The sequence below is a fragment of the Pedobacter aquatilis genome, from assembly GCF_032678405.1.
GTDB lineage: Bacteria > Bacteroidota > Bacteroidia > Sphingobacteriales > Sphingobacteriaceae > Pedobacter > Pedobacter aquatilis_A.
Genome location: NZ_JAVTSJ010000001.1, coordinates 1,026,525 through 1,050,800, shown reverse-complemented (window position 1 = coordinate 1,050,800; position 24,276 = coordinate 1,026,525). Strand labels below are relative to the sequence as shown.

At 38.7% G+C, this 24,276-nt stretch carries 23 protein-coding genes; 10 read left to right on the top strand and 13 right to left on the bottom strand.

Annotated features, from left to right (window positions below; translation table 11 throughout):
- Positions 1 to 25: 25 nt before the first annotated feature.
- The gene (locus R2R71_RS04350) at positions 26 to 1,258 is read right to left on the bottom strand and encodes an MFS transporter (protein WP_316830026.1); all 1,233 of its coding nucleotides are present in this window, start codon (positions 1,256 to 1,258) and stop codon (positions 26 to 28) included.
- A 486-nt stretch (positions 1,259 to 1,744) separates the two neighbouring features.
- On the opposite strand from R2R71_RS04350, the gene R2R71_RS04345 reads away from it, so the two are divergent.
- Positions 1,745 to 2,611, top strand: coding sequence for a glycoside hydrolase family 25 protein (locus tag R2R71_RS04345; RefSeq protein ID WP_316830025.1), 867 nt, complete (start codon positions 1,745 to 1,747; stop codon positions 2,609 to 2,611).
- A 169-nt stretch (positions 2,612 to 2,780) separates the two neighbouring features.
- On the opposite strand, the gene R2R71_RS04340 is transcribed toward R2R71_RS04345, so the two are convergent.
- Entirely contained in the window at positions 2,781 to 3,878 is a 1,098-nt protein-coding gene (locus tag R2R71_RS04340; protein WP_316830024.1) for a dipeptide epimerase, read from the bottom strand.
- 243 nt (positions 3,879 to 4,121) lie between these two features.
- Here R2R71_RS04340 and R2R71_RS04335 point away from each other — a divergent pair, with 243 nt between their 5' ends.
- The 3 genes from R2R71_RS04335 (at position 4,122) to R2R71_RS04325 (ending at position 6,885) form a co-directional block, all read left to right on the top strand.
- Positions 4,122 to 6,131, top strand: a complete 2,010-nt coding sequence (locus R2R71_RS04335; RefSeq protein ID WP_316830023.1) for a thioredoxin domain-containing protein — start codon at positions 4,122 to 4,124, stop codon at positions 6,129 to 6,131.
- A 10-nt stretch (positions 6,132 to 6,141) separates the two neighbouring features.
- The gene (locus tag R2R71_RS04330) at positions 6,142 to 6,648 is read left to right on the top strand and encodes a peptidylprolyl isomerase (RefSeq protein WP_316830022.1); all 507 of its coding nucleotides are present in this window, start codon (positions 6,142 to 6,144) and stop codon (positions 6,646 to 6,648) included.
- An 87-nt stretch (positions 6,649 to 6,735) separates the two neighbouring features.
- Positions 6,736 to 6,885: a hypothetical protein gene (locus tag R2R71_RS04325; RefSeq protein WP_316830021.1), complete on the top strand. Its 150-nt coding sequence runs from the start codon at positions 6,736 to 6,738 to the stop codon at positions 6,883 to 6,885.
- On the opposite strand, the gene R2R71_RS04320 is transcribed toward R2R71_RS04325, so the two are convergent.
- The 5 genes from R2R71_RS04320 to R2R71_RS04300 form a co-directional block, all read right to left on the bottom strand.
- Positions 6,868 to 8,412, bottom strand: coding sequence for a hypothetical protein (locus R2R71_RS04320; protein ID WP_316830020.1), 1,545 nt, complete (start codon positions 8,410 to 8,412; stop codon positions 6,868 to 6,870). The genes R2R71_RS04325 and R2R71_RS04320 overlap by 18 nt on opposite strands.
- Positions 8,405 to 8,989, bottom strand: coding sequence for an RNA polymerase sigma factor (locus R2R71_RS04315; protein WP_316830019.1), 585 nt, complete (start codon positions 8,987 to 8,989; stop codon positions 8,405 to 8,407). Before R2R71_RS04315 ends, R2R71_RS04320 begins: the two co-directional genes overlap by 8 nt.
- Positions 8,990 to 9,087: 98 nt before the next feature.
- A complete protein-coding gene (locus tag R2R71_RS04310; protein WP_316830018.1) occupies positions 9,088 to 9,792 on the bottom strand; it encodes a DUF4397 domain-containing protein in 705 nt (234 codons plus the stop codon).
- 100 nt (positions 9,793 to 9,892) lie between these two features.
- Positions 9,893 to 10,549: a hypothetical protein gene (locus tag R2R71_RS04305; protein WP_316830017.1), complete on the bottom strand. Its 657-nt coding sequence runs from the start codon at positions 10,547 to 10,549 to the stop codon at positions 9,893 to 9,895.
- Positions 10,550 to 10,618: 69 nt separating this feature from the next.
- Positions 10,619 to 12,241 carry an ABC-F family ATP-binding cassette domain-containing protein gene (locus R2R71_RS04300; RefSeq protein WP_316830016.1) on the bottom strand — a complete coding sequence of 541 codons (1,623 nt, stop codon included), beginning with the start codon at positions 12,239 to 12,241 and terminating at the stop codon, positions 10,619 to 10,621.
- A gap of 312 nt (positions 12,242 to 12,553) precedes the next feature.
- Here R2R71_RS04300 and R2R71_RS04295 point away from each other — a divergent pair, with 312 nt between their 5' ends.
- From R2R71_RS04295 to R2R71_RS04275, 5 genes are all read left to right on the top strand, one after another.
- Complete coding sequence (locus R2R71_RS04295; RefSeq protein WP_316830015.1) at positions 12,554 to 13,243, top strand: hypothetical protein; 690 nt, start codon at positions 12,554 to 12,556, stop codon at positions 13,241 to 13,243.
- A 63-nt stretch (positions 13,244 to 13,306) separates the two neighbouring features.
- The gene (locus R2R71_RS04290) at positions 13,307 to 13,852 is read left to right on the top strand and encodes a hypothetical protein (protein ID WP_316830014.1); all 546 of its coding nucleotides are present in this window, start codon (positions 13,307 to 13,309) and stop codon (positions 13,850 to 13,852) included.
- 149 nt (positions 13,853 to 14,001) lie between these two features.
- The gene (locus R2R71_RS04285) at positions 14,002 to 14,577 is read left to right on the top strand and encodes a nitroreductase (RefSeq protein WP_316830013.1); all 576 of its coding nucleotides are present in this window, start codon (positions 14,002 to 14,004) and stop codon (positions 14,575 to 14,577) included.
- Positions 14,578 to 14,693: 116 nt separating this feature from the next.
- The gene (locus tag R2R71_RS04280) at positions 14,694 to 15,041 is read left to right on the top strand and encodes a DUF1801 domain-containing protein (RefSeq protein WP_316830012.1); all 348 of its coding nucleotides are present in this window, start codon (positions 14,694 to 14,696) and stop codon (positions 15,039 to 15,041) included.
- Positions 15,042 to 15,115: 74 nt separating this feature from the next.
- Positions 15,116 to 15,568, top strand: coding sequence for a 3-oxoacyl-ACP synthase (locus R2R71_RS04275; RefSeq protein ID WP_316830011.1), 453 nt, complete (start codon positions 15,116 to 15,118; stop codon positions 15,566 to 15,568).
- Positions 15,569 to 15,674: 106 nt separating this feature from the next.
- Here the strand turns inward: R2R71_RS04275 and R2R71_RS04270 are convergent, their stop codons facing one another.
- From R2R71_RS04270 to R2R71_RS04255, 4 genes are all read right to left on the bottom strand, one after another.
- Positions 15,675 to 16,844, bottom strand: a complete 1,170-nt coding sequence (locus tag R2R71_RS04270; protein ID WP_316830010.1) for a DUF3298 and DUF4163 domain-containing protein — start codon at positions 16,842 to 16,844, stop codon at positions 15,675 to 15,677.
- Positions 16,845 to 16,883: 39 nt separating this feature from the next.
- Positions 16,884 to 17,729 (bottom strand): polysaccharide deacetylase family protein, encoded by an 846-nt coding sequence (locus R2R71_RS04265; protein WP_410478202.1) that lies wholly within the window; start codon positions 17,727 to 17,729, stop codon positions 16,884 to 16,886.
- A 55-nt stretch (positions 17,730 to 17,784) separates the two neighbouring features.
- Positions 17,785 to 19,146: a M1 family aminopeptidase gene (locus tag R2R71_RS04260; RefSeq protein ID WP_316830008.1), complete on the bottom strand. Its 1,362-nt coding sequence runs from the start codon at positions 19,144 to 19,146 to the stop codon at positions 17,785 to 17,787.
- Between the two features lie 63 nt (positions 19,147 to 19,209).
- Positions 19,210 to 20,085: a polysaccharide deacetylase family protein gene (locus R2R71_RS04255; protein WP_316830007.1), complete on the bottom strand. Its 876-nt coding sequence runs from the start codon at positions 20,083 to 20,085 to the stop codon at positions 19,210 to 19,212.
- Positions 20,086 to 20,259: 174 nt separating this feature from the next.
- On the opposite strand from R2R71_RS04255, the gene R2R71_RS04250 reads away from it, so the two are divergent.
- Positions 20,260 to 22,767: a S9 family peptidase gene (locus R2R71_RS04250; protein WP_316830006.1), complete on the top strand. Its 2,508-nt coding sequence runs from the start codon at positions 20,260 to 20,262 to the stop codon at positions 22,765 to 22,767.
- A 180-nt stretch (positions 22,768 to 22,947) separates the two neighbouring features.
- Here the strand turns inward: R2R71_RS04250 and R2R71_RS04245 are convergent, their stop codons facing one another.
- Both R2R71_RS04245 and R2R71_RS04240 read right to left on the bottom strand, forming a co-directional pair.
- Positions 22,948 to 23,424, bottom strand: coding sequence for a hypothetical protein (locus tag R2R71_RS04245; protein ID WP_316830005.1), 477 nt, complete (start codon positions 23,422 to 23,424; stop codon positions 22,948 to 22,950).
- Positions 23,425 to 23,663: 239 nt separating this feature from the next.
- Positions 23,664 to 24,143: an SRPBCC family protein gene (locus R2R71_RS04240; RefSeq protein ID WP_316830004.1), complete on the bottom strand. Its 480-nt coding sequence runs from the start codon at positions 24,141 to 24,143 to the stop codon at positions 23,664 to 23,666.
- Positions 24,144 to 24,276: the final 133 nt, after the last annotated feature.

Below are 24,276 nucleotides of genomic sequence, written 5' to 3'. Positions count from 1 at the left end.
ATTAATAAAGGGATAAACAAAGTGTTTATCCCTTTATTGTAACTGGCGGATTTTGGCTCTCGCCTTTAGCTAAAAGCTTAAAACCAAAGGCGCACAATAATAAAATGCCTGCAATACTAGCCCAAAGCCAGTTGTAGCCTAAATGTTTGGCGATAAAGAAACCTGTTACAGGTCCTGATACCTGCGCCACCGACCAGCTTAAAGTATATCCGGCAGCGTACAATCCGCGGTTATGCTCGTTACTCCTGCTAATTACTACTGTATTAATAAAAGGTAAAACAAACATTTCGCCAAGGGTAAAAATTACAACCGTAAGAACGGCCAAGGCTATATGCAATGCAAAAGGAACGCTTAAGATCAGGTATGAAGCCGCAAATAAAACTGCACCGATAACAATGAAGAAAATCGGCGGTCGCTTATTTTCTATTTTATTAATCATCACCATTTCGAACAAGGCAATTATAGCGCCGTTAAGCCCCATTATTATACCAATGGCCGCTTCATTAATGTGCCAATGATCTTTAAAAAATACAGGAACAACCCTGAACATTAGAAATGCCGATGTGATAAAAACCGTAGTAACAAGAATAAATTTAATGTAAAAGTGATCTTGCCATGGTTTTTTAATAATCATGGTGTTCCGGTGTACCTTTGCTTTCTTGATGAAATCTTTAACCTGTGGCAGTAAAAACAATATGGAAAGCCCTACCAGGATACTTACGCTACCCTCTACAATAAAAAGTAATTTATAATTAATCGAGGCTACAATACCGGCCATACTAATGCCAACCGACCAGCCGATGTTGGTTGCCAGCCTGTTTAGCGAATAAGAGCGGGTTGTTGTTCCGGCTTTAGCGTAATGGGCAACGGCGGTGAAATTTGCCGGCCTGAAGGCTTCTGAAAAGAAACTGATGACCACTGCTAAAATACATAATGTAGAGAAATGCCCGATAGTAGAAAAGAGGATGAAAAGTAATCCCCCAATGATAGATGAAAGCACCTGAACAGGTCTGAAACCAATGATATCAGTTAATTTACCGCCAGTTAAGGAACCCAAAATAGAACCAACACCAAATAAGGTAATAATCAGGCCGGCATCGGTTTCAGAATGATGTAAGCTTTGTGTAACATACAAGCCCATAAAAGGTACAGCCATACTGCCACAACGGTTAAACATCATTACGATGCTTAACAACCAGGTTTCGCGGCCCAGACCACTGAAAGCAGCTTTATAGGTATTTAATATGAGTTTGAACATGGCTATATTTTCAGTTGCAAAAGTAGTAAATCAGCAGGTGATTAACAGTAGCAATTAGCTGCTTTCTGCTTAGTTTTTTAGCCTTATTGCAACGAGGCGTATTCCTTATTACTTCTTTTTGTTGGCCAGCTTTCAGATACCCATCTGGCAGACAATTGCCCTCTGATTCGTATAATATTTATACCGCAGCGCTACTCTTTGATACTTTTTCAGGCATGGCTTTCTTTTAAATGCAAGTATTATGGGATTAAGATTGAGGTATGGCCGGGATACAACAGGCGCAGGGGTGGATATGATGTGGACTTGATACGGACTTGATACGGACTGAAGGTGGACTTTAAAGATCAGGTTTCTTTGTATTTTGGAGAGTGGACAGAACATCCTGTAGTACAGGTAAATTTAACCAATAATGCTGGTATTATTATGATTTTAATGAATTTGTATCCTTTTTTTATTTCCTAAATTTCCTCAACTTAGCAGCAGTTTATGCCTCCAGAGAAAAGAAAACCGGTTGTTAGAAAACCTTCAAGCCGAAAACCTGTAAATCGTAAAAAGAAAGCTAAACCATTTCCTACAGCATGGAAAGTGGCTATAGCTGGTTTGTTACTAATCCTGCTATCACCTTTTTATTATGGTTATATTTTAAGTGGTTTTGTTTCTGCGTGGCGCTGGGTAAAAGATTTTGGGGAGGATCCTAATTACCGCAGTTACGAAAGCTTCAACATTAAGATACCGAAAAAATATACCGTTCATGGCATCGATGTGTCATACTACCAGGGTAAGATAGACTGGCTTAAGGTAAAGGAAATGAAGGAAGATGGGGTAAAGGTTAGTTTTGCTTTTATCAAGGCTACTGAAGGGATTTTACTTGTCGATCCTTATTTTCAGCGCAACTGGCGTGAAGCTCCTAAGGCCGGGATTATTTGTGGTGCCTATCATTTTCTCCGGCCAAAGAAAAGCGGCAAAGCGCAAGCTAAGTTCTTCCTGCAGGTTGTAAACATCGAAAAAGGCGATTTGCCTCCTGTAGTTGACATTGAAACTTTGGATGGTGTTTCTCCTTTAAGGATGCGCCTTGAGCTTTCTGATTTCCTCAACTATGTTGAAATGAAGACTAAAGTAAGACCGATTATTTACACGGGGTTAAAATTTTATGAGGATTATCTTCAGGATAATTTTGATGAATATCCCTTGTGGATTGCACATTATTATCAGCCTAAATTACGATTGGATAACAGTCGCTGGAAATTCTGGCAGCACTCTGATAAAGCAAAAATTAATGGTGTTGGCCATGTTGTAGATTTTAATGCTTTTAATGGTGATAGTACTGCGCTGGCGAAGATGCTTGTTCAATAGTTCAATGGTTCATTGGTCATTAGTTCATTGGTAACTGAAAACTGTCAGCTGAAAATTGTTCAATGATTCATTTGATAATTGGTGTTTAATTATTGGTACTTGATAATTGTATATACTTTGTTGTACTTTAGAAATACCCTTATAAACTAATGACTACTGAACCAATATACTACACAACCCAGCTTTCACATTTTTCGAGGAAGAACTCGTCGGCTTCAGCACCGATGCCAATTTCATCCGGTACATCCAAAAAGTAGCCATTATAAGTTAAGCCTCCAACAACCGGATCTACCAAATGCCCCAATAAGGCAGTATCCAAATCAAAAAACTCTACGTTCGGACTCGCATAAGCAAAATGGAGGTTGGCGCTTAATGCAATACGGCTTTCGAGCATGCTGCCAATCATACATTTCACGCCGGTTTGTAAAGCTTCTTCGTGTATTTTCTGTGCCTCTAAAATCCCCCCTGATTTCGAAAACTTAATGTTTAAATAGGTTGTCGATTGGCTGTTAATCAGTTTTCTGGCATCATGGTGGTTATAACAACTCTCATCGGCCATTAATTTTATGGGTGAGTTCAGGTTGAGTTCCGGCAGTTTATCATCAAACCAGGTGCGCATGGGTTGTTCGCAGAATTCGATGTTGTACTTTTCCAGCTCGCCCAATGCAAATAAGGCATCATCAAAACTCCAGCCCTGGTTGGCATCCAATCGCAAAGTGATTTCATAACCAACAGCTTCACGAATGTGTTTTACCCGTTCAATATCTTCATTTACTTTTTTACCCAGCTTGATTTTTAATATTTTACAACCTTTGCTTTTGTATTTCAAAGCTGTTTCGGCCATCCCTTCCGGTGTATCGATACCTATGGTCATGTCGGTTTCAATAGTCCGTTTTTGCCCACCGAGATACTTGTAGAGCGGTAAACCCGCATTTTTGGCTGCAATATCAAACAAGGCCATGTCAAAAGCGCTTTTAATGGTGCTGTTATGGTCGGCATATCCCAGCAGATCGTTCATCCGCTCCGGAATGTCTAATGGATCTTTATCTTTTAAAATAGCTGCAAAATCTTTAGCCATGGCAATACAGGTTTCCTGTGTTTCGCCAACAATCATCGGAAATGCAGAGCACTCTCCGATACCATGAATGCCCGTATCAGTGTAAATGCGCACCAGTACATTTTGTGCAAAATGCATGGTGCCGGTTGCAATAACAAAAGGCTCCATGGGAATACTAAAGCGGTATATTTCGGTATGAGTGATTTTCATGGTTTTTAAGGGTGAAGGTAGAAGGATAAAGGTTTAGGGGCTATAGTGCTAAAATTTTTCATTTTTTTAAATTTTGCTCTCGATGCATTGCACCTGGAACCAAGAATAATTTAGAGAAACTTATAATGACACCTAAAATATAAAAACAAAAACTAAATGGAGATAGCTTTTGTAGATTATTAATAGATTTACAAATCTAAAGTTTCCTGTTATATCATTCGTTTTACATCATCCATTAGCCATATGTCTGAAACCAATAACCTCATTCACGCCTCATCGCCATATTTGTTGCAACATGCCCATAACCCTGTTGACTGGTATGAGTGGGGTCCAGAAGCATTAGAAAAAGCTAAGGCTGAAAATAAACTGATTCTGGTAAGTATTGGCTATTCTGCCTGCCATTGGTGTCATGTAATGGAGCGCGAAAGTTTTGAAAATCATGAGGTTGCTGAAGTAATGAACCGGCATTTTGTATGTATTAAGGTTGACCGCGAAGAACGTCCGGATATCGACCAGATTTACATGTACGCCATACAGCTAATGACGGGGAGTGGTGGCTGGCCTTTAAATTGCATCTGCCTGCCGGATCAGCGTCCGATTTATGGAGGTACTTACTTTAGAAAAAACGACTGGATTAATATACTCGAAAACGTTGCCGGTTTATGGGCAAATGAGCCGGATAAAGCCATTCAGTATGCCGAACGACTAACCTCAGGCATTCGTGACAGTGAAAAAATAATTGCCGTTGATAACCTGGAAACTTACACGCAGGAACACCTTAAGGAGATTGTTGAGCCATGGAAACGGCATTTCGATATTGGTTTCGGTGGATATAACCGTGCGCCGAAATTTCCCTTACCCAACAACTGGGTATTTCTGCTGAGGTATGGTTTTCTGAAAGATGATGAAGCTGTTTTTACTGCCGTTTGCCATACGCTGGAAGAAATGAGCCGGGGTGGAATCTACGACCAGATTGGTGGTGGTTTTGCCCGCTATTCGGTTGATGATAAATGGCATGTGCCGCATTTTGAAAAAATGCTTTACGATAATGGGCAGCTCATCAGTTTGTATGCTGAAGCTTACCAATGCACAAAATTCGATTCTTTTAAGCAAACCATAACTGAAACGATAGACTGGGTGTATCATGAAATGACTTCTGCGGAAGGCTTATTTTATTCGGCACTGGATGCCGATAGCGAGGGGGTTGAAGGCAAGTTTTATGTTTGGGAAAAAGCGCAATTTGATGAACTTTTAGGCGAAGATGCTGCATTGATCGGTGAATATTACAATGTTACTGAAAATGGGAACTGGGAAGAGGAGCAAACCAATATTTTGCGTAAAACTTTATCAGATGATGATCTAATTGCCAAATACCATATTGATGCGGCAACACTATACGATAAGGTAAAATCAGCAAAGGAAAAACTGCTTGAAGTACGCAGTACAAGAGTAAGGCCGGGGCTGGATGATAAATGCCTGACAGCATGGAATGCGATGATGATTAAAGGGTTGACTGATGCTGCAAGCGTTTTAAGCCATCATGGTTATTATGAGAAAGCATCCCTGGCAGCTAACTTTATCCTGAAAAACCTTAAGGCTGAAAATGGTGGCTTGTTCCGGAATTATAAGAACGGGAAGGCTTCGATAACCGGATTTTTAGATGATTATGCCTTTTTGATTGATGCACTGATTGCTTTGTACGAATATGATTTTGATGAAAAATGGTTAAGCGAAGCCAGGGCATTAACTGCGCATGTGCTTGAGAATTTTACCGATCCGGCATCGCCAATGTTTTTTTATACTTCTTCCGAAAGCGAAAGTTTAATTGCCCGTAAACACGAGGTGATGGATAATGTTATTCCTGCAGCCAACTCAGTAATGGCCCAAAACCTTCAGAAATTAGGTCTGTTGTTCGACCTTGAAACCTATACCGAAAAGGCAGCAGCAATGCTCGCTGCGGTACAAGACAAAATAAAAACCTATGGTTCGGCCTATTCAAACTGGGCAATACAGCTACTTAATGAAGTTTACGGTATAAACGAAATTGCCATTACAGGTTTGGAAGCCGATGTGGTTAAAATAGCGTTAAGCAATCATTATATTCCGAACAAAATTACATTGGGTGGAACAAAAAGTAACTTACCGCTGTTAAAAGGTAAGCAAAGCAATGAAACAAAAGTTTATATTTGCCGAAATAAAGTATGCCAGTTGCCAGTTAATACTGTTGAGGAAGCATTAGCGTATGTACAATAAAAAAAATTAGATGAATATTTCACCAAACTCTGTAGTGGCATTAACTTACGAATTGCACACTACGAACGAAGAAGGACAACAAGTTTTTGTAGAAAAAGCTGATGAGCAGAATCCTTTAGTATTTTTATATGGCGTTGGCATGATGTTGCCAAAATTTGAAGAGCATTTAGCTGGCCTTAAAACCGGCGATGAATATAGCTTCGAATTGTCGGCTGCAGATGGTTATGGAGAGATTGATCCGGGTGCTTTCGCAGATTTACCAAAATCGATGTTTACTGATGCTGGTGGTGAAGTTCCGAATGTTGGTGATGTTATTCCTTTACAGGATAATCAAGGTAACCAGTTCAGGGCAGGTGTTACCGCTGTTCATGATGAAACTGTTGCGGTAGATTTAAACCACCCAATGGCTGGTAAAAACTTAATGTTTGCGGGAACAATCTTAAACGTTCGTGAAGCAACACAAGATGAGTTGGCTCATGGTCATGCTCATGGCGTAGACGGTCACTCAGGTCACTAAAATTACAATAACAACAAAACTAAATATAAGCTTCAGGGTTTCCCTGGAGCTTTTTTGTTTATTTTCAGCAACCCTGAATAAACTGTCATGCTGAGGAACGAAGCATCCGCAACCGATGCAACAGATACTTCGTTCCTCAGCATGACAGAAGCCAATAATGAGGTTGAAGTAATTAGCGGGCTGCCGTATAAAAATGCAGTAGAATTGCTTTCTAAATCTTTAAAAATCAAACTTTAACCTTACGCCACCATTAGTCAGATTAAGGTTATCGTTAGAAAAGGTTTTCATCGGAAGTCTTAAAAACGGCTCAATGGCAAAATCATTTTTCTTCGAAATCTTTTGTTTGTAGCCTAAAGAGAAGTTGTAAAAGCCAATATACTTGTCTGAAGCCGTTGCTGCCTGACTCTGCGGCTCTGAAACCCTGTCGGTTACGATAAGCATACGTTGTTCGGTAATGCCTGCACTATTGGCCACAGCAGTATTCTGGGCACTGCTTACCAGGTAATTATTATCCTGTTTATTATTTAATACCGCAAGTGCAGATACACCGGCGCCGGCATAAAACTTCTTACTGAGGTTATATTTTAGTTCTAAAGGAATATTTATGCCCCTAACACTCGCATTTATTGACTCCAGGCTTCTTGATGCACTTGAATAAGCAAAACCTGTTGAGGTAACCGGAGCGCTGGCAACGGCATCGTTATGGCTTGCATTTAGCGCTGATGGATTGCTCGTTGTGCTTAGGGCAGCATAGGTAATACCTGAACTGATTGATAGCTTATCAGCTACATTATAGGAAAGTGAAAAACCATAATTCATGTTTACCTTATTGTCGTTACCCATTGATGGAGCAACAAAAACACCAGGTTCCCATTTTGTAGCGTGTTTAGTTTTTTCGTTTTTTGCAAGTTTATTGTTGTAACTATCTTGCTCTAAAAGCTGTTCAAATGTAATTTTAGTTGATGATGTTTTTTTCTTTTCGGGTACAAACTCCGCTTTTTTAACAGGCAGGTTTGTGGCAATCCTTTCCTGATGCATACCACCAAGCAATTTTGCCTCACTTTCAGAAACGATTTCCTCATATACTTTTGCAGGCACAGCAGTTGATGTTATTGGCGTAACAGTTGTTGTATTGCCCGCCAGCATTTCTTCTTTAGTTGATGCTGCTTTTTTCTTTTCCGGTACAAACTCCGCTTTTTTAACAGTCAGGTTTGAGGCAATCCTTTCCTGATGCATACCACCAAGCAATTTTGCCTCACTTTCAGAAACGGTTTCCTCATATACTTTTGCAGGCACAGCAGCTGATGTTATTGGCGTAACAATTGTTGTATTGTTCGCCAGTACCTCTTCCTTCTGCACCGGGATGCTAAGGTTAGTGGTACTATTTTCTTCTTTTTGCGCCGCAGGCTGCTTTACCGGATTTGAAGAATGGCCTGTTTTCAGCGTTTTTGACCTTGCAACGCTTGTATTACTTTGTGTATTTTCAGTTTTTGGGGTTATTTCTGGAGTAGCAGGTTTTACCTCGTTGTTTTTTTGTTTAACTGTTTTAACCACCTGCACCTTTTCTGCAGGATTATTATTTTGTAAGAAAAATATACTGCCAATAACTAAAATAATTGCAGCAGCCGACCATAGCGGCCAAAGCACAAAACCCCTTTGTTTTTTTTCTTCCTGCGCAGAAAAGCGCTCCCAGGCTCCGGGAGTATATGCTTCTTCGTGCGAAACAAGATTATCTTTTATATGGTCAATTAATTCTTTATCCATTTTTCTCATACGAATTAACCAATGTCTTTAAATACAATGTCCGTAGCTTATTCTTTGCCCTTGTTAAATATACCCTGCTCGAACTCTCAGGTATATTCATCATTTTCGAAATCTCATCATGGGCAAATCCTTCAATTTCGTAGAGGTTAAAAACTAACCTGTGGGTATCAGGCAGGTTATTCAGTAATTTTAAAATATCCTGTACGTGTAAATCGGAAGCTACTGATACGTTACTTACAGGGTGTTCATTTTCAGCTAAATCATCTACATACGACTGGTTTTTGAGTGTACGCAATTTATCTATTGCCGTTCGGGAAGCAATTCGGGCAATCCAGCCTTTAAACGTCTTTTGTAAGTCGGCCGGATTATGTGGAGGTTGAAAACCCTGAATGTTTTTGAAAATCTTTATAAAACAGTCGTTTACAAGCTCTTCGCCATCATAACTGTTGTTTACATAACGTAAAATAATGCCCATTAAATAGCCGTAAAATGATTTATACATCATTTCTTTACAGCTGTTGTCGTTCTTTTTGCAGCCTTTTATAATTTCCTCAATGCTGAGTATTTTTTTGATCAACCCTTCCGAACTTAATAAAGATTAGTTATGCAATGTAAATTTAAGAAAATGACACCATCCAAAGCAGGATGGTGCCAGATTCATTTCATATGTAGGTGTTATTTGTTCGTAAGTATCGATAATCCAAATTTTGTACTATCTGTTTTGCTTTTCAACCCCTTAGCCCATAAAGTATAAATCTTTCCCGATTCGATTTTCGTTGCAGGCAGGGTAGCGGTAACGGTGTTGTTTTCTTTAATCTGGAAGTTTAAGCTTGCACCCGGATCAATCGAAATAAATGCCGAGGCTTCTTTGTAAGCTTTTGCTGTTACCAGTGAAGCGCTTGTTCCTTCAACAGCTAAATCTAAAGCAGGTGCATCAGGACTTAAATTGATGAAACGGATTTTGGCTTTACCTGTTGCCGGTGCTGTTAAATCATCCTGTACGAGTAATATTTTTGGTGCCGGCAATACATCGATCACAAAAGCTGAATAAAATAAACCCGATTGTAAGTTAACATTTGCCGTTGTAAGGTATTTTAACGAATCTTTTTTCGTCACACCAAACAGCCTGGAACCAGGATAGGCACCAAAATAGCCCAAATCATTAGTATATGTAAATTCCTTATTGTTCGCCTTCTGGTTATCAACTATAAAATCCAAAGCTCCGGTTCCAGGTGATGCATGTACAAAGCCTATTCCGGCAACTGTAAATGAGTCTGAATTTTCCCAGTCCTTTTTACAGGCAGAAAGAAATAAGGTAATACCAAGGAGCGCAAATATAATTTTTGTAGTTGTTTTAAAGTTTCTCAGCGTAGTCTTCATTTTAATGTTTTAAATCAATTTTTAACAAATTGGTTAATGGCCATTAACACTTTTTCTGATAAAACGGGGAGGGATGTGGAAACGCTACAGCTTAAGCAATTTAATTTGAAATTATTTTAGTATTAATTGTAAAAGTACTGCTTATAGGTGTTTTATTTACCATAGCTGGAAGGAAATCTAACTCCTGAGGTTTGAATAATTGCAGGTCGATATATTGAGATTGGTTATAATCTGGTCCGGAAACTTTTAACTCAATTTGCTTTACAACCCCTTGCTTATCCAACTGATATATATAGTTTACCTCATAACTGCCTTTTTTAGATCTAAAATCGAGCATACGAGCGGTGATTTTACTCATCACTAAAATGCCTGCATAAGTACCCCCAATTTTAACGGGAGGAATAACCTCATCGCCAGGGTTGGAATTGTCTATTTTAAAGGAAGATGAATTATTTTTTGTTTCAAACTCCACTCGTTTGGTTGTGTAATTGTAAATCTGATCGATTTCACCATTCAGAAGATAAAATTTCCATTGCCCCGTGCGTGTGTTATTTTTATATTGTCCTGAGGCAATTTTTCGTTCAAGAAATAAAATCTCTGCAAAACCATTCTTTACATTTTTGTCAGCTTTTAAAGCGGTATAATTTTCAATAAATCCGTCCCTGATATTTCTTGAACGCATACTTGTTGAATCGCTTTGCTGAGCAAAACCGAATGAAGCTAAGGTGGCTAGTAATAACGTTAATATACTTTTCATAGATACCATAAAAAAAAAGAGTTTTGATCAGATATCAAAACTCTTTCGGTTAAATTTTTATTAAATATACTAGGCGTACATTTCTTCGCGAAGTTTTGCAACTTCATCGTTGTTAATGTATTCATCGTAAGTCATTAACTTATCAATAGTACCTTTTGGTGTAATTTCGATAATTCGGTTTGCAACCGTTTCTGTTAACTGGTGATCTCGCGAAGTGAATAAAATAGTGCCTTTAAAATCTTTCATACCATTGTTCAATGCTTCGATTGATTCTAAGTCGAGGTGGTTGGTAGGCTCGTCAAACATTAAAAGGTTTGCCTGTTGCAACATCATTCTCGAGAACATACAACGCATTTTTTCTCCTCCTGAAAGTACTTTCACGTTTTTCAATACCTCTTCCCCTGAAAATAACATACGGCCTAAAAAGCTGCGTACAAATTGCTCATCAGCATCAGTACCAGAATATTCACGTAACCAATCAACAAGGTTTTCATCTTTTCCGGCGAAATATTCTGAATTATCATTAGGAATATCAGCTGTGCTGATGGTTACGCCCCATTTGAATTCTCCTTTATCAGCCGGAGTTCTGCCTGTTAATACATCGTAAAATGCTGCAGTGGCCAAACTGTTTTGTGATAAAACTGCGATTTTGTCGCCCTTGTTAACCATGAAGGTTACTTTATCAAATAAAACACCGTCGTTACCAGATTTACCTAAATTCTCTACCTGTAAAATCTGGTCTCCAGCCTCGCGACCAGTGTTATTAAATATAATTGCCGGATACTTACGACTCGATGCCTTAATCTCAGTAATATCGATTTTATCCAATGCTTTTTTACGTGAAGTAGCTTGTTTGGATTTTGAAGCGTTAGCGCTAAACCTGCGGATAAACTCCTGCAACTCTTTCACTTTTTCTTCCATTTTCTTGTTCTGGTCGCTACGTTGTTTTAGTGCTAATTGACTAGATTCGTACCAGAAAGTGTAGTTCCCGGTGTAGATGCTCATCTTCGCAAAGTCGATATCAACGATATGTGTACAAACGGCATCTAAAAAGTGCCTGTCGTGTGATACTACCAATACAATATTCTGGTAATCGGCTAAAAAGTTCTCTAACCAGGCAATGGTTTCAATATCCAAATCGTTGGTAGGCTCATCGAGTAATAAGATATCAGGATTACCGAATAATGCCTGTGCCAATAACACTCTTACTTTTTGCGTGTTATCGAGCTCCTTTAATAATTTGTAGTGATTATCTTCAGTGATACCAAGGTTGCTCAATAAAGTTGCTGCGTTGCTTTCCATGTTCCAGCCATCCATTTCAGCAAAAAGATTTTCCAGCTCTCCGGCACGCTCGCCATCTTTTTCTGTGAAATCTTCTTTCATGTAAATGGCGTCTTTTTCCTTCATGATGGAATAAAGTTCCTTGTGGCCCATCATTACAGTTTCCAATACCGTAAACTCATCAAACTCATAATGATTTTGTTTTAAAACGGCCATCCTTTCACCAGGGGTAAAGGCTACATTACCCGAAGTCTGGTTAACTTCGCCCGATAAAATTTTCAGGAATGTAGATTTACCAGCACCATTGGCGCCGATTACACCATAGCAATTGCCCTGGGTAAACTTTAGGTTAACATCCTCAAATAATGTGCGTTTGCCGTATCTTAACGATAAATTAGAAACTGAAATCATGTTGTAAGTAAAATAAGCCGCAAAGATAGGGAAAAAGGTTGAGGGTAAAAAGCTTGGTGGCAAAAGGTGTACGATTAATACAGGTTTGTCCGCTTGTGGTTAGGCCGTTGGTTGAAAGACTGGTGGTAAATGGGTTTGGCCGTTGGTTGAAACCAACGGTAACGAATCAATATTAAGTTGAAACCAACAGTAATTAATCTTATTGTGTTTTATTACAATGCTTTCGCACAGGGGCAATCAGAAATTTTATGAAATTGTTTTTTATTGATTTCATTTTCGTATTTTGTTTTCACACACGCAAAATGAAACATTATGAAAAAATTAACACTGGGCATTTTCATGTCTATTATCGGGCCATTGGCTCATGGTCAAACCACAAATTATAAGTATAAAGTCGACTTTTCTGGTGATACCATTATCGTTGATGAAAAGGATCAAACCATCGGAAAGCAGAAGAAAGATTTCTTTGGTAAAACCATTATTGTAGACAATCAGGGTAAAACCATTGCGACCCAAAAAACTGATTTCTTTAACAACACGGTACTGGAAAATGCGGATGGCAAAGTAATTGGTAAACAAGCAAAAGATTTCTCGGGCAATACGGTAATAAATACGGAGAACGGAAGAAGCTTAGAGAAAGATCGAGATGACCATTTCGGAGGTATAGTGCCTGGTAACGGGAAAAAGGAAACGGTGACCAAGCAAAAAACCGATGTTTTTGGGAATACAATTCTGGAAGATGATCGGGGGAATGTTACGGGTGTTTTTAAAAAAGACATTTTCGGAAATACGGTGATCGAAGATGGTAAAGGCCGTACTATTGGCAAACAAAAGACCGATTCTTTTGGCAATACCATTATTGAAGATGAGCGGGGGAATGTAATATCAAAACAAAAGACGGATATTTTTGGAAATACGATAGTGGAGGATAAAAACGGAAAGAAAATTGGTACTTATAAAACAGATATTTTTGGGAACAAAGTATTCGTTCCGGAGAATTAATCTTTTTAGCCATTAGCTTTATTGCCATCTGCCCTTGGCAGATGGCATATTTAATTATGTTTTATGCAAGCCCTTGAAAGTATCATACAGCATCCTATCGGAAAAATTAAAGCAGAAGAACTGGCATCTGTTGAGACCCTTTCCGCTCAAACTTTAATTGATGTTAGTTTTCATCATGACGAACAAATCGGTTTCAGGGCTGCATGGATTTTAGAACGTGTTTATTCACAGTATGAAGAAAGGTTTTTACCCTTTGCCCGTTATTTTTTAGCTCAACTTCCCCTTCAGCACAACTTATCTGCCTTAAGGCATTATGTTAAAATCCTTGCTTTTATGACTGATAAAAAGGCCTCAGCAGAAATAAAGAAGGTAATTGAAGCTTATGAAATGGATACGATTGTGGAAGTAGTTTTTGCCTGGTTAATTGATGAGAAAATTCCTGTTGCTGTAAAATCGCATTGTTTAAATATCCTGGCAAATTTAATTCCCAAACATGAGTGGATTAAAAACGAACTGAGTGAGACCATGGAGTTTCTGGTTGATAAAGAGAGTATAGCCTTTTTTGCGAAGGTAAAACAAATCAGGAAGCAGTTGAGGGGTATTAAGTAGTTAGTATCAGGTATCAAGTATCAGGTGGGGAGTGTTAAGAAAAATAGTTAATGAAGCCTTTGTGCTTTCCACATTAAGCTTTCCGCTATCTAATCGTCAAATCTTAATCTTTACACTTTATTCTTTGGTCTTTTAGCTATTTTTACCAGATGAGTACAAATTACGATATCGTATCGCAAGTGATAAAAGAACGCCGTAGTATTTTTCCGGCGAGTTATATAAAAAAAGAAATTCCTGTTGAGGTAATTAACCAGATTTTAGAAACGGCAAATTACGCACCTACACACAAGCTTACACAACCCTGGCGCTTTACAGTAATCAGAAAGGCTGGATTAGCGAAACTGGGGGCGGAGTTAGGCCGTTTGTATAAGGAACTGGTTTCACCACAAAATTTCCTGCAGAAGAAATATGATAGTTTTGCTGAAAAAACCAGCCAGGCTGATTGTATCATTGCAATAAACATGGCAGTTAGTGGCAAAATACCCGAGTGGGAAGAATTGGCCGCGGTTTCATGTGCCGTTCAAAACATGGCCTTAACGGCCGAAAGCTTGAAAGTTGGTGCTTACTGGAGTTCTCCACCTCTTATTCATGATTTGGGTGCTTTCTTAGGGCTGAAGGAAAATGAGAAGTGTATCGGACTATTTTATATGGGCTATCACAATGAAAAACCATGGGAACCAAACCGTACTTCTATTGAAGGAAAGGTTACCTGGATTGAGGGTTAGTTGGTTAGTTGGTTAGTTGGTTAGTTGGTTAGTTGGTTAGTTGGTTAGTTGGTTAGTTGGTTAGTTGGTGAAAATGACAGACAATTTAGCAATAAAAGAATAAAATCGGGCTTTATATGCTTAATCCATTAGATCATTATTTCGAGCAGCAGGCTGAACCGCTAAAAAGCTGTCTGCTCTATTTAAGGTCGATTTTGCTGAACAATACCGATGTAACGGAGCATTTGAAATACGGAATGCCTTTTTATTATTATAAAGGAAAGATGTTATGCTACCTCTGGAATCATAAAAAGTTCCATCAGCCTTATATTGGTTTTGTTGATGGAAATAAAATTGAGCACGAAGACCTGCTACAGGAAAAAAGAGCAAGAATGAAGATTTTATTAATCAACGATTTTGAAGATATACCCAAAGAAAAGATAAAATCTATCCTGCAACAAGCCATTAACCATCGTAATAAGTAATTCGAGTACATTTGCCATCTTACATCTTACATCATCCATCTTCTATTATCCATCTTACATTTTCCATCAAAACCATGTCTACCTTAAAATCTAAATTATACCAGCTTTGCTTAAATTTTATTCAAAAGCGGATAGAAAATATCGAATATTCATTGCAGCAGGCAAGGCAGGCCTCGAACGATGATACCAAAAGCAGCGCCGGCGATAAGTATGAAACAACGCGTGAAATGATGCAGCAGGAGATGGACCGGAACAGTAAATTGCTTTATGAGGCCGGGCAGCAGAAAATTGCTTTGCAGCAAATTGAAAACGTTGATGTTTCTCCCGAAGTTAAAAACGGAAGTCTGGTTTTAACGCCTTCAGGTAACTTTTACATTAGTATTAGCGCCGGGGAACTCAAGCATGATGGCCAAACTTTTTTTGCCGTTTCTCAGGCATCGCCGATTGGTAAGGTTTTTATCGGGAAAAAGGTTGATGATGAGCTGGTCTTCAATGGTAAAAAATATTTGATTGAAGCGATTTTATAAGCTTTAAACCAGCGAAGTGCTAAAACTTTGCTGGTTTGTATCGTTGGCTAAGCGATTGCTTTTCCGAATAACTCGGAACGCGTTGCACCTCGCAATAACGATCTGATTATTTTATACCCATTCTAGTTGAAAAGGCAGGCACCAGGTAAGGTTTCAACTCAGCGAAAGGGATAAATACCACTATTTGCCCTTGTGCGTAACTGGCCACCTCATATGGGTTGTACATAAATGCCAGGCCATTCTTATTAAAGTAGAAATTTTTATTTGGTTTCAGGAAATCATCAAAAAGTACGGTGCTGATTTTATCCTGTGCTTTAATGTTGTATTGTTTTCTCAGGTTTTTTTCCAGCAATTGCTGTAGTACCGTTGAATCTGCCTTTACAACATCGCCAAGCATTAACTGGCGTTTATTTTGCACATCAAGACAATACATCGTACTGGCATAATTGCCGTGAGCACCACCCGTATAGGTATCGGCCAGAAAATCGATGACCACAAAGCCATTATCATTGTAAACAACCGACTGCTGACTATTATTGGTGTAGTTCATCCATTCCATAAAACCCCTGTCAGGGCCATTTTTTTGTTGCTCGGTTATATCTTTTTTGTAATCCGTAAAATAGGCATCGGCAATTTTTTTGAAACCAATTTCCCGGTCAACAGCACCTAGTCTGATACCCGAGATACGTTTCAGCTGATTGTCAAGCCAGTTCGCGGCATCATCTTTTGCTACAGGTTTCAGGTATTCGAAACTAATTTCGGCCACCGGCGATTTTGGTTTATCTTTCATTGCTTTAACTGAATCCTGATAAATCCCTGCTGCCAGTGCATAACTTCCTTCAGGATAACTTTCTTTTAGTATTATCGGATAGCTTTTGGTTTTATCACCACTTGTCCAGTTTCCTTTAAAGCCGTTGCCGGTCCATTTTAAATTTAAGTGTGCCTGTTTACCATCTTTATCGAAATAATAATCGTTAAAGCTGTTTTCGGTCAACACCAGGCTATCGGTTCCGATTAAAGTATCCGTGGTGAGGTTTAGCCATGAACCATCATAATAATAATCGCCATCATAATCGCCGTTTACTTTTTGCAAATGCATTACAATAGAGTTACCTGCAATGGTTCCTTCCAATCTTTTATAGAAGTTTTCGGGTAATGAGGTATTTACCTGCGTCGAAGAATCGGCAGTTTCATTACTGCTGCTATCGGTTTTTTGCTGGTTACAAGCCGAGCATACTAATACTGCAAAAAGGCTTAAAAGAAGGTAGTTTCTCATAGTAAGAATTAGGTAATGCTTATTAGTTTACACCTGAAACTACGGTTTTGTTTTATTAAAACTCTTATTAATGCTGTAGTAAAGGTTTTTTGCTGTATATCTTCCCGGGTCGATAATGCGGCGTATGGTGTAAAGCGGATAGTTTTCATCCCTTGCAGTGGAGAGTATAAAAGCTGCCTTAAAACCATGTTCTTTTAATTTATGCAGGTTTGCAGCTTTGTAAACCCCGTAAGGATAGGCGAAATATTCTACCTTTTTGCCTGTGATTTCTTCGAGCTTTTTAGTTGGTTCATCTATTTGCTTTGTCCAGTCTTCATCTGTAAACTGTGCAAAATTCTTATGGTCGTAAGTGTGGCTGGCAATGGTATTTCCTTCATCCGATAGTTGCTTAATCTGTTCTTTAGTCATGTAACTGATTCTTCCTTTTCGGCCAATAGATACAGTCATGATGAAGTATACACCTTTGAAACCATGTTTTTTCAGTGTTGAGGCACCAACGGTAAACTGGTCTTCATCGGTATCATCAAAAGTGATCATAATTGGTTTTTCAGGCAAAGCGGCTCCATATACCAGGTAATTGTAAAGCTGGTCGGGTAAGATGGTATGGTAACCACTATCGGCCAGCATTTTAATGTGCTCCCTGAACTTGTCAGGTGCAATGATGTCATCATGAGCCCATTTGCTATCGCTGGACAGGTTATTCCTAATCTGGTGGTAGCACAAAACTGGTACCTCTTTACGGGCTAAAATGGTTTTGTTGTCGGCAGGTTTGGCGTCGGGTTTAACCGAATCGCTTTTATTAGCTTCGACTATGCTTGTTTTTGTATTCTTTTCTTTAGCCTGATTATTTGAGCATGAAGTAAAAGCCAAGCCGGTAAGTGCCATTAAAAAGAAATAATTAGCGCTTTTTTTAAGATGTCTGATCAATTTATCTGGTATTTTATTTGACCAAATATACTGCGTTTTCAGCTAAAATAAAGTCCTTTTCATAAGCATCCCATTCTTTCTGGCTGATACCTGATTTCAATGCATTGCGTTTAAAGAAATCGTAATCCGTTAGTTCATTTTTAGTAGTTAAACAGGTTGTTAAAAACTTGAACATCCTTTGCTCACCAATCATTTGTTCCAGCCCTCTCAATAAAAAAGGACCATAGGTATAGCGGTAAGTGCCTGAAATACTGTTCATATCTTTAATACTGTTTAAAGGCACGGCCTTAAAGTTTTTCAGCTGTTTTCCTCTGTCCTGGAAATAGGCTGTGGCGAAGGTTTTTCCAAACTTAGCCTCGGCAGCTTTAACTGAAAGGTACTCGGCTGTGGATTCGAGGAAAAACCAGAATAGGGTGGAGTTTGGTTGTAATACATTGCCAAAATAATAATGGCCAATTTCGTGCGCAATGAATGGGTAATCAGTAGAATCTTTAAGTCTGGAATTTGGTTCGTCAACCATATCGCCTAGTTTTATGCCTGCGAAAGCGATTACAGGGAAAGATACAAATCCCCAGCTGCGGCCTTTATTAAATTTTTCTACCGGGGCATGTTCAATAAAAACATTCTTCGTATCGTAAGGGATTTTTAATTTTTTAAAATAATAAGCCTTCATTTCGGCAATGTTCTGTTCAAATACGGCAAGTTGCTTAGCATTCATATCGGTATTCAGAAAGAGGGCGCCATTGGTTTTTTGTACTGCATAATCGCCGGCAAAAAGCATGGGAGCAATGGCAATATCTGATTTGAATTGTGCAACAGGGCCTGATTTTGGCAGATCGCCGTTTACAAATATCGTTTTCGAATCTTTGCTGCTTACCCCAATGTTGTAGGTCATTTGCTCGATCTGCCTGTCGTTTTTAACATCGTAAATAACCGGGTACCATTTCGACTGGTCGGTAGCCCTGACAGTTTTACCATTAAAAGCAATTAATCCCTTAAAATCGATGAAATTTAAAGTGTCGGTATAAATCGGGAAAGCACCTGTATAGGTAATGTGAAGTTGTCTTGGGTTTACGAAAACATCATCACCCTTTTGCGGAATGTATGTTAAACCTTCGCCACGCATTTTACCATTGTAAAAGCCAATATAAGGGATGGTATTGTTTGAAGAATCTTTAATTGCCTTAATGTTGAAACCTTTATTTAGCAGAATCTGGTAATCTTTCCCCAGGTTAGGAATATTGCTTAAAACAAAGTCGCAGTTTATCTGTCCGGTTGCCATAACAATCTCCACTTTGCCGCTTAAATGCGGGGTCTGGGCGCTTACATTAAGGTATGCTAATGCAGTTATAAGAAATAATAATGTTTTCTTCATGTTAGTTGGTTAGCGTGGGTTAATAAACATAAAACCCCAATACAAAGTACCGGGGTTTTATTCTTAAAAGCTGTTTTTAATGCTATTACTTAAAGTCTTTGGCGACCAGTAGCCACTTGCAATAATTCTTCGGATGGTAAACAAAGGGTCTTTTTCATCGCGTTTTGTAGATAACTGGTAAGCCATCCGGAAACCACGTTTCTTTAACTCCGGAATTCCTTCTGCATTCCACAAGCCAAATGGATAAGCAAATTCAGTCATTTTCTTGCCTGTAATTTCCTCCAGTTTTTTGGTTGGTTTATCCAGTTGTTCTTCCCAGTCTTTACCCGCGTATTTCTTGAAGTTTTTATGGTCGTAAGTGTGCGAGCCGATAACATTGCCTTCATCCGACAGTTGTTTAATCTGCTCCTTGCTCATATAGTTAACAAACTTACCTTTGCGGCCGATGGAAACGGTCATGATAAAATAAACGGCCTTATAACCCAGTTTTTCCAACGTTGGACGAACTACTGTAAACTGGTCTTCGTCGGTATCATCAAAAGTCAGCATAATCGGTTTGCTCGGTAAAGCCGCACCTGTATTTAAATAGGCGTAAAGCTGGTCGGGCAAAATGGTGTGGTAACCGCTATCAGCCAGCATTTTCATCTGGTCTTTAAAATTCTGTATCTCTACAATATAATCTTTGCCCACTTTACCATCTGTAGGTTTCCAGTTTCTTACCTGGTGATAACATAAAATAGGCACCTGTTTACGGGCCAATATGGTTTTAGCATCGGCAACTTTAATTTTCGATACATCAATTTTTTCCGTTGGAGACTGGCTATCTGCTGTTGTAGTGGTAGAATCGGCAGATTTGCCACCTTCTGCCTGCGATTTAGACTGGCAGCCGGCAAACAGGATTACTCCTGCGGTTAAAAGGGTTAAAAAGTTGAATTTCATAAATAAGTATTTCATGCAAAACTATAAATTCTATTAAAAAATCATTAACAAATGCTTTTGTGTTGATAACTATTCGGTAAATGCACTTCATTTAGCTATCGCATTTATTACATGGCTAATGCAGCTTAATTGCAGTTAATTGAATAATTTAGGCAGTTCAAAAACCAGGCATTAATGAATAAATTTTACAAACTCGTTTTGTGCGCACAACTTTTATCGTTTGCAGTTGCCGCACAAACCAAAACATTTACCATAACCGAAAACGTACAGGCACAACCCAAAGCAAATTACCAGCTGGCATCGAGGTTTTCGCCTAATAAACTTAAAAAGATGGTTTATTCAACGGCTGTTGATCCGCATTGGCTTAAGTTAAGTAACCGTTTCTGGTACACTTTTGAAAGTCCGAAAGGAAAATTCTGGTACCTGGTTGACCCGGCTACTAAGTCGAAAAAAGTTATGTTCGATAATGCACAGCTTGCTGCAGGCATTACACTTGTTGTTCGCGATCCTTTTGATGCTGAACACCTTCCATTGGAAAACCTGAAGTTTGCTTCTGACGAAAAAAGCATCACTTTCGAAATTAAAAGCACAGTTGAAGAGCTTAAAAAAGACAGAAAGGACAAGAAAGCTGCCGATTCTATGCAGAAGAAAATCTATTCTTTTAAATACGACTTAGCAACCACCAAGCTTACCGAAATACCAAATTACAGTAAACCGAAGCCTAAACCAATGTGGGGTTCCGTAGCGCCCGATTCTTCGGCGATTATCTTTTCACGCAATTATAACTTGTACTGGATGGATAAAGAAAACTATAAAAAGGCCATTAAAAACGAAGATGACAGTACAATTGTAGAACACCAGTTAACTAAGGATGGTGTTAAGTTTTACTCGTACGGTAGCGATGGCGATGGTGAAAACAACGTTGAAAACGAAAAGAACAATAAAAAGAGGAGAGGTGCTTATGTATTGTGGTCGCCGAATTCGAAGTACTTTGTTTTAGACCGTACCGATTCGCGTAAGGTGAAAGATTTATGGGTAATTAATAGTGTTACCCCTGGTCGCCCGACATTGGAAACCTATAAATACCAGATGCCTGGTGAGGCTGAAGCCCCTCAGGATGAAGTTTTACTTTTCGACTTTCCTGCTAAATCTTACAAAAAACTAAATATTGCTGCCTTTAAAGACCAAAGCGTTGGTGTATGGGGCAAGCCATCTTTAGCTAAAGACCGCGACAACCAATTCCGCCCTTCGGTTTGGTTGGGTAACGACAGCAGGTTTTATTTCTCACGTACCAGCCGCGATTTAAAACGCATTGATATTGGTACAGTTGATATTGCTACCGGAAAAGTTACGCCTTTAATCGACGAACGTTTTAATACTTATGTTGAAGTAAACAGACCTGGCGTAGTTAACGATGGAAAAGAGCTCATCCACTGGAGCGAACGCGATGGCTGGGCACATTTCTATCTTTTTGATGAAAATGGTAAACTAAAAAACCAGATTACCAAAGGTGCTTTCCACTGCGAAAGTATTGTAAACATCGATGAGAAAAACCGTGTTTTGTATTTTACTGCTAACGGACGTGAAGCTAAGGAAGATTCTTATTACCTGCACCTTTACAGCATCAATTTTGATGGTTCGAATTTAAAATTGCTTAATGCTGGCGATTTTGATCATGCATCGAGCATGAATGATAACAATACCTTTTTTGTTGATAATTACTCGAGGGTAAATACAGCGCCAAAATCTACCGTTTACGATAGAAATGGTAAAAAGGTGATGGATCTGGAAACTACTGATTTGTCCTTATTGATGGCTGCGGGATATAAATTTCCTGAAACTTTCAAGGTGAAGGCTGATGACGGTATTACTGATTTATATGGCGTGATGTACAAACCATTCGATTTCGACCCGAACAAGAAGTATCCGGTTATCGAGTATGTGTATCCGGGTCCGCAAACGGAAGCGGTTAACAAAGCTTTCAGTAAGAGCATGGACCGTACGGAGCGTTTGGCACAATTTGGCTACATCGTAATTACGGTAGGGAACCGTGGTGGTAATCCTTCGCGTTCTAAATGGTACCATACATATGGTTATGGTAACCTTCGCGATTATGGATTGGCTGATAAGAAAACAACAATTGAGCAACTGGCTGCAAAATACTCCTGGATTGATGATACCAAAGTAGGTATTACCGGGCACTCGGGTGGTGGTTTCATGTCGACAGCTGCCATGCTGGTTTATCCTGATTTCTTTAAAGTTGCGGTATCAAACGCCGGAAACCACGATAACAGTATTTATAACCGCTGGTGGAGCGAGAAACACCACGGGGTAAAGGAAATTGTTTCGTTAAAGGGTGATACCTCATTTAAATACAGCATTGATAAAAATCCTGACCTGGCGAAAAATCTTAAAGGCCATTTATTGCTGATGCATGGTGATGTTGATAATAACGTACATCCGGCTAACTCTATCCGAGTGGCAAATGCTTTAATGAAAGCAGGAAAACGTTTCGATTTCCTTTTAATACCGGGACAGCGCCATGGTTTTGGAGATATGACGGAATATGCTTTCTGGAAACTTGCCGACCACTTTAACAAATACCTCATTGGCGATTTCTCGAGCCCTGAAGATGTAGATTTGGTGGAAATGGACAGGGATATTGAGCAGAATGGGAAGTAAAGATTTATTCCTATTTATCTAATCAAAGGCCTGCATAAATGCAGGCCTTTGATGTTTTATGACCGTTTATTAAAAAGCTGGACAAATGCTGACGATCGCGTAAAGTGTATGCAAAACAATTTCCTTAAGGTTAATCATTTGGTTTATCGATCACACGCGACACGCGTTCGCTGACGGGTATTAATGTGATTTAATGAATTTTAAAGTGCTTTTTGATAATAATGGAGTGCTGTAAGCTGAATAATTTTCGAAATTATCGATAAGTAATGAGCATATATTTTTTGCTAACCAAAATTCGATTGTTGATTCTGGTGTCCATCCTGTTTTTGAAAACCCCTCGCAATAATTATACGATTGGGTTGGCGTCCAAAAGGCTTTGTATAAATCAGTATAATCTTCAAAATCATTCCATTCGTCCTCTCTGAAAAACTTTATCGCCTCAGGTATTGAAATCCTAAATGCTGGTGCTTCTCCACTACCTCCTCCTAAAATTATATCACCAATTTTACCGTCAAAATCTAATTCATCTGCTGTCATATCTTCCTGCAACTCATAAATGGCAACTTTTCTTGTATCGTTATTATATATAAAATTAAAAGTAGAGGGACATTCAATGAAGCCTAAATGTCTATGGTTGTATTTATCTATTGCTGACATTTTTATTTTGTTGAATTGATTTTAAATATTCCTTTAAGTTGCTTAAATCTATCTCATATTATTTCATTATTATAATTCGCTACTAAAAATATCAATCCAGGTTACAGCGGAGAAAGTAATGAGAAGAGAAATACTGAAGTCTCCAAATTAGTGTTTTGTTACCATTATTCTTTTTTTGATTACTTTAAGTACTTTATTTCCCTACAAAGTCTTTGTTTCCATTGTAGGTGTCTATAACATTATTTTCCATTCAAAACTTCCTTCCATTTTTCAGTTTCTGCAAATGATTTAATTACCTGGTTTCTGTTCACGAGCAATTTTTTTAGGTAATTTGTTAATACGAGTTTGTTGAAAACCTTTCCAAAAATGCCAAATGGCGAGCTAAACGTAAAAATATCTTTCATTACAGTTATACCTTCAACCTGTTCAAAACTATGTTTATGGTTTATGGATTTGAATATGCCTTCAGTTTGTTCATCCACGAAAGAGTAAGGCTTGTTAAATGCCGTAATTTTCGACGTTAGTTTTTGTTTAATGCCAAAATGAGTTGCTTGCCAGGTTACGGTTTCATTTAAGTTTATTAAACCTTTTGTTCTTCCAGCTATTGCTTCTTCATTTGTATGGGCAGTGGAAATTTTATGTAAATCGATACTTCGTGCGAGGTCGAAGCAGACTTCAATTGAAGCATTTATTTCGGTAATGAGTTCGATTTCAGGCATTTTTTGTTATGCTCTTTAGATTTGCTCGTGCTTACTGTCGATTACACCCGGTTAAAGAGTGTTCTTCAGAGGGGGGAGCGTATCAGGTAATTTAGTTTTACTAAAATAGTAATTAAAAAATGGTATGCAACAA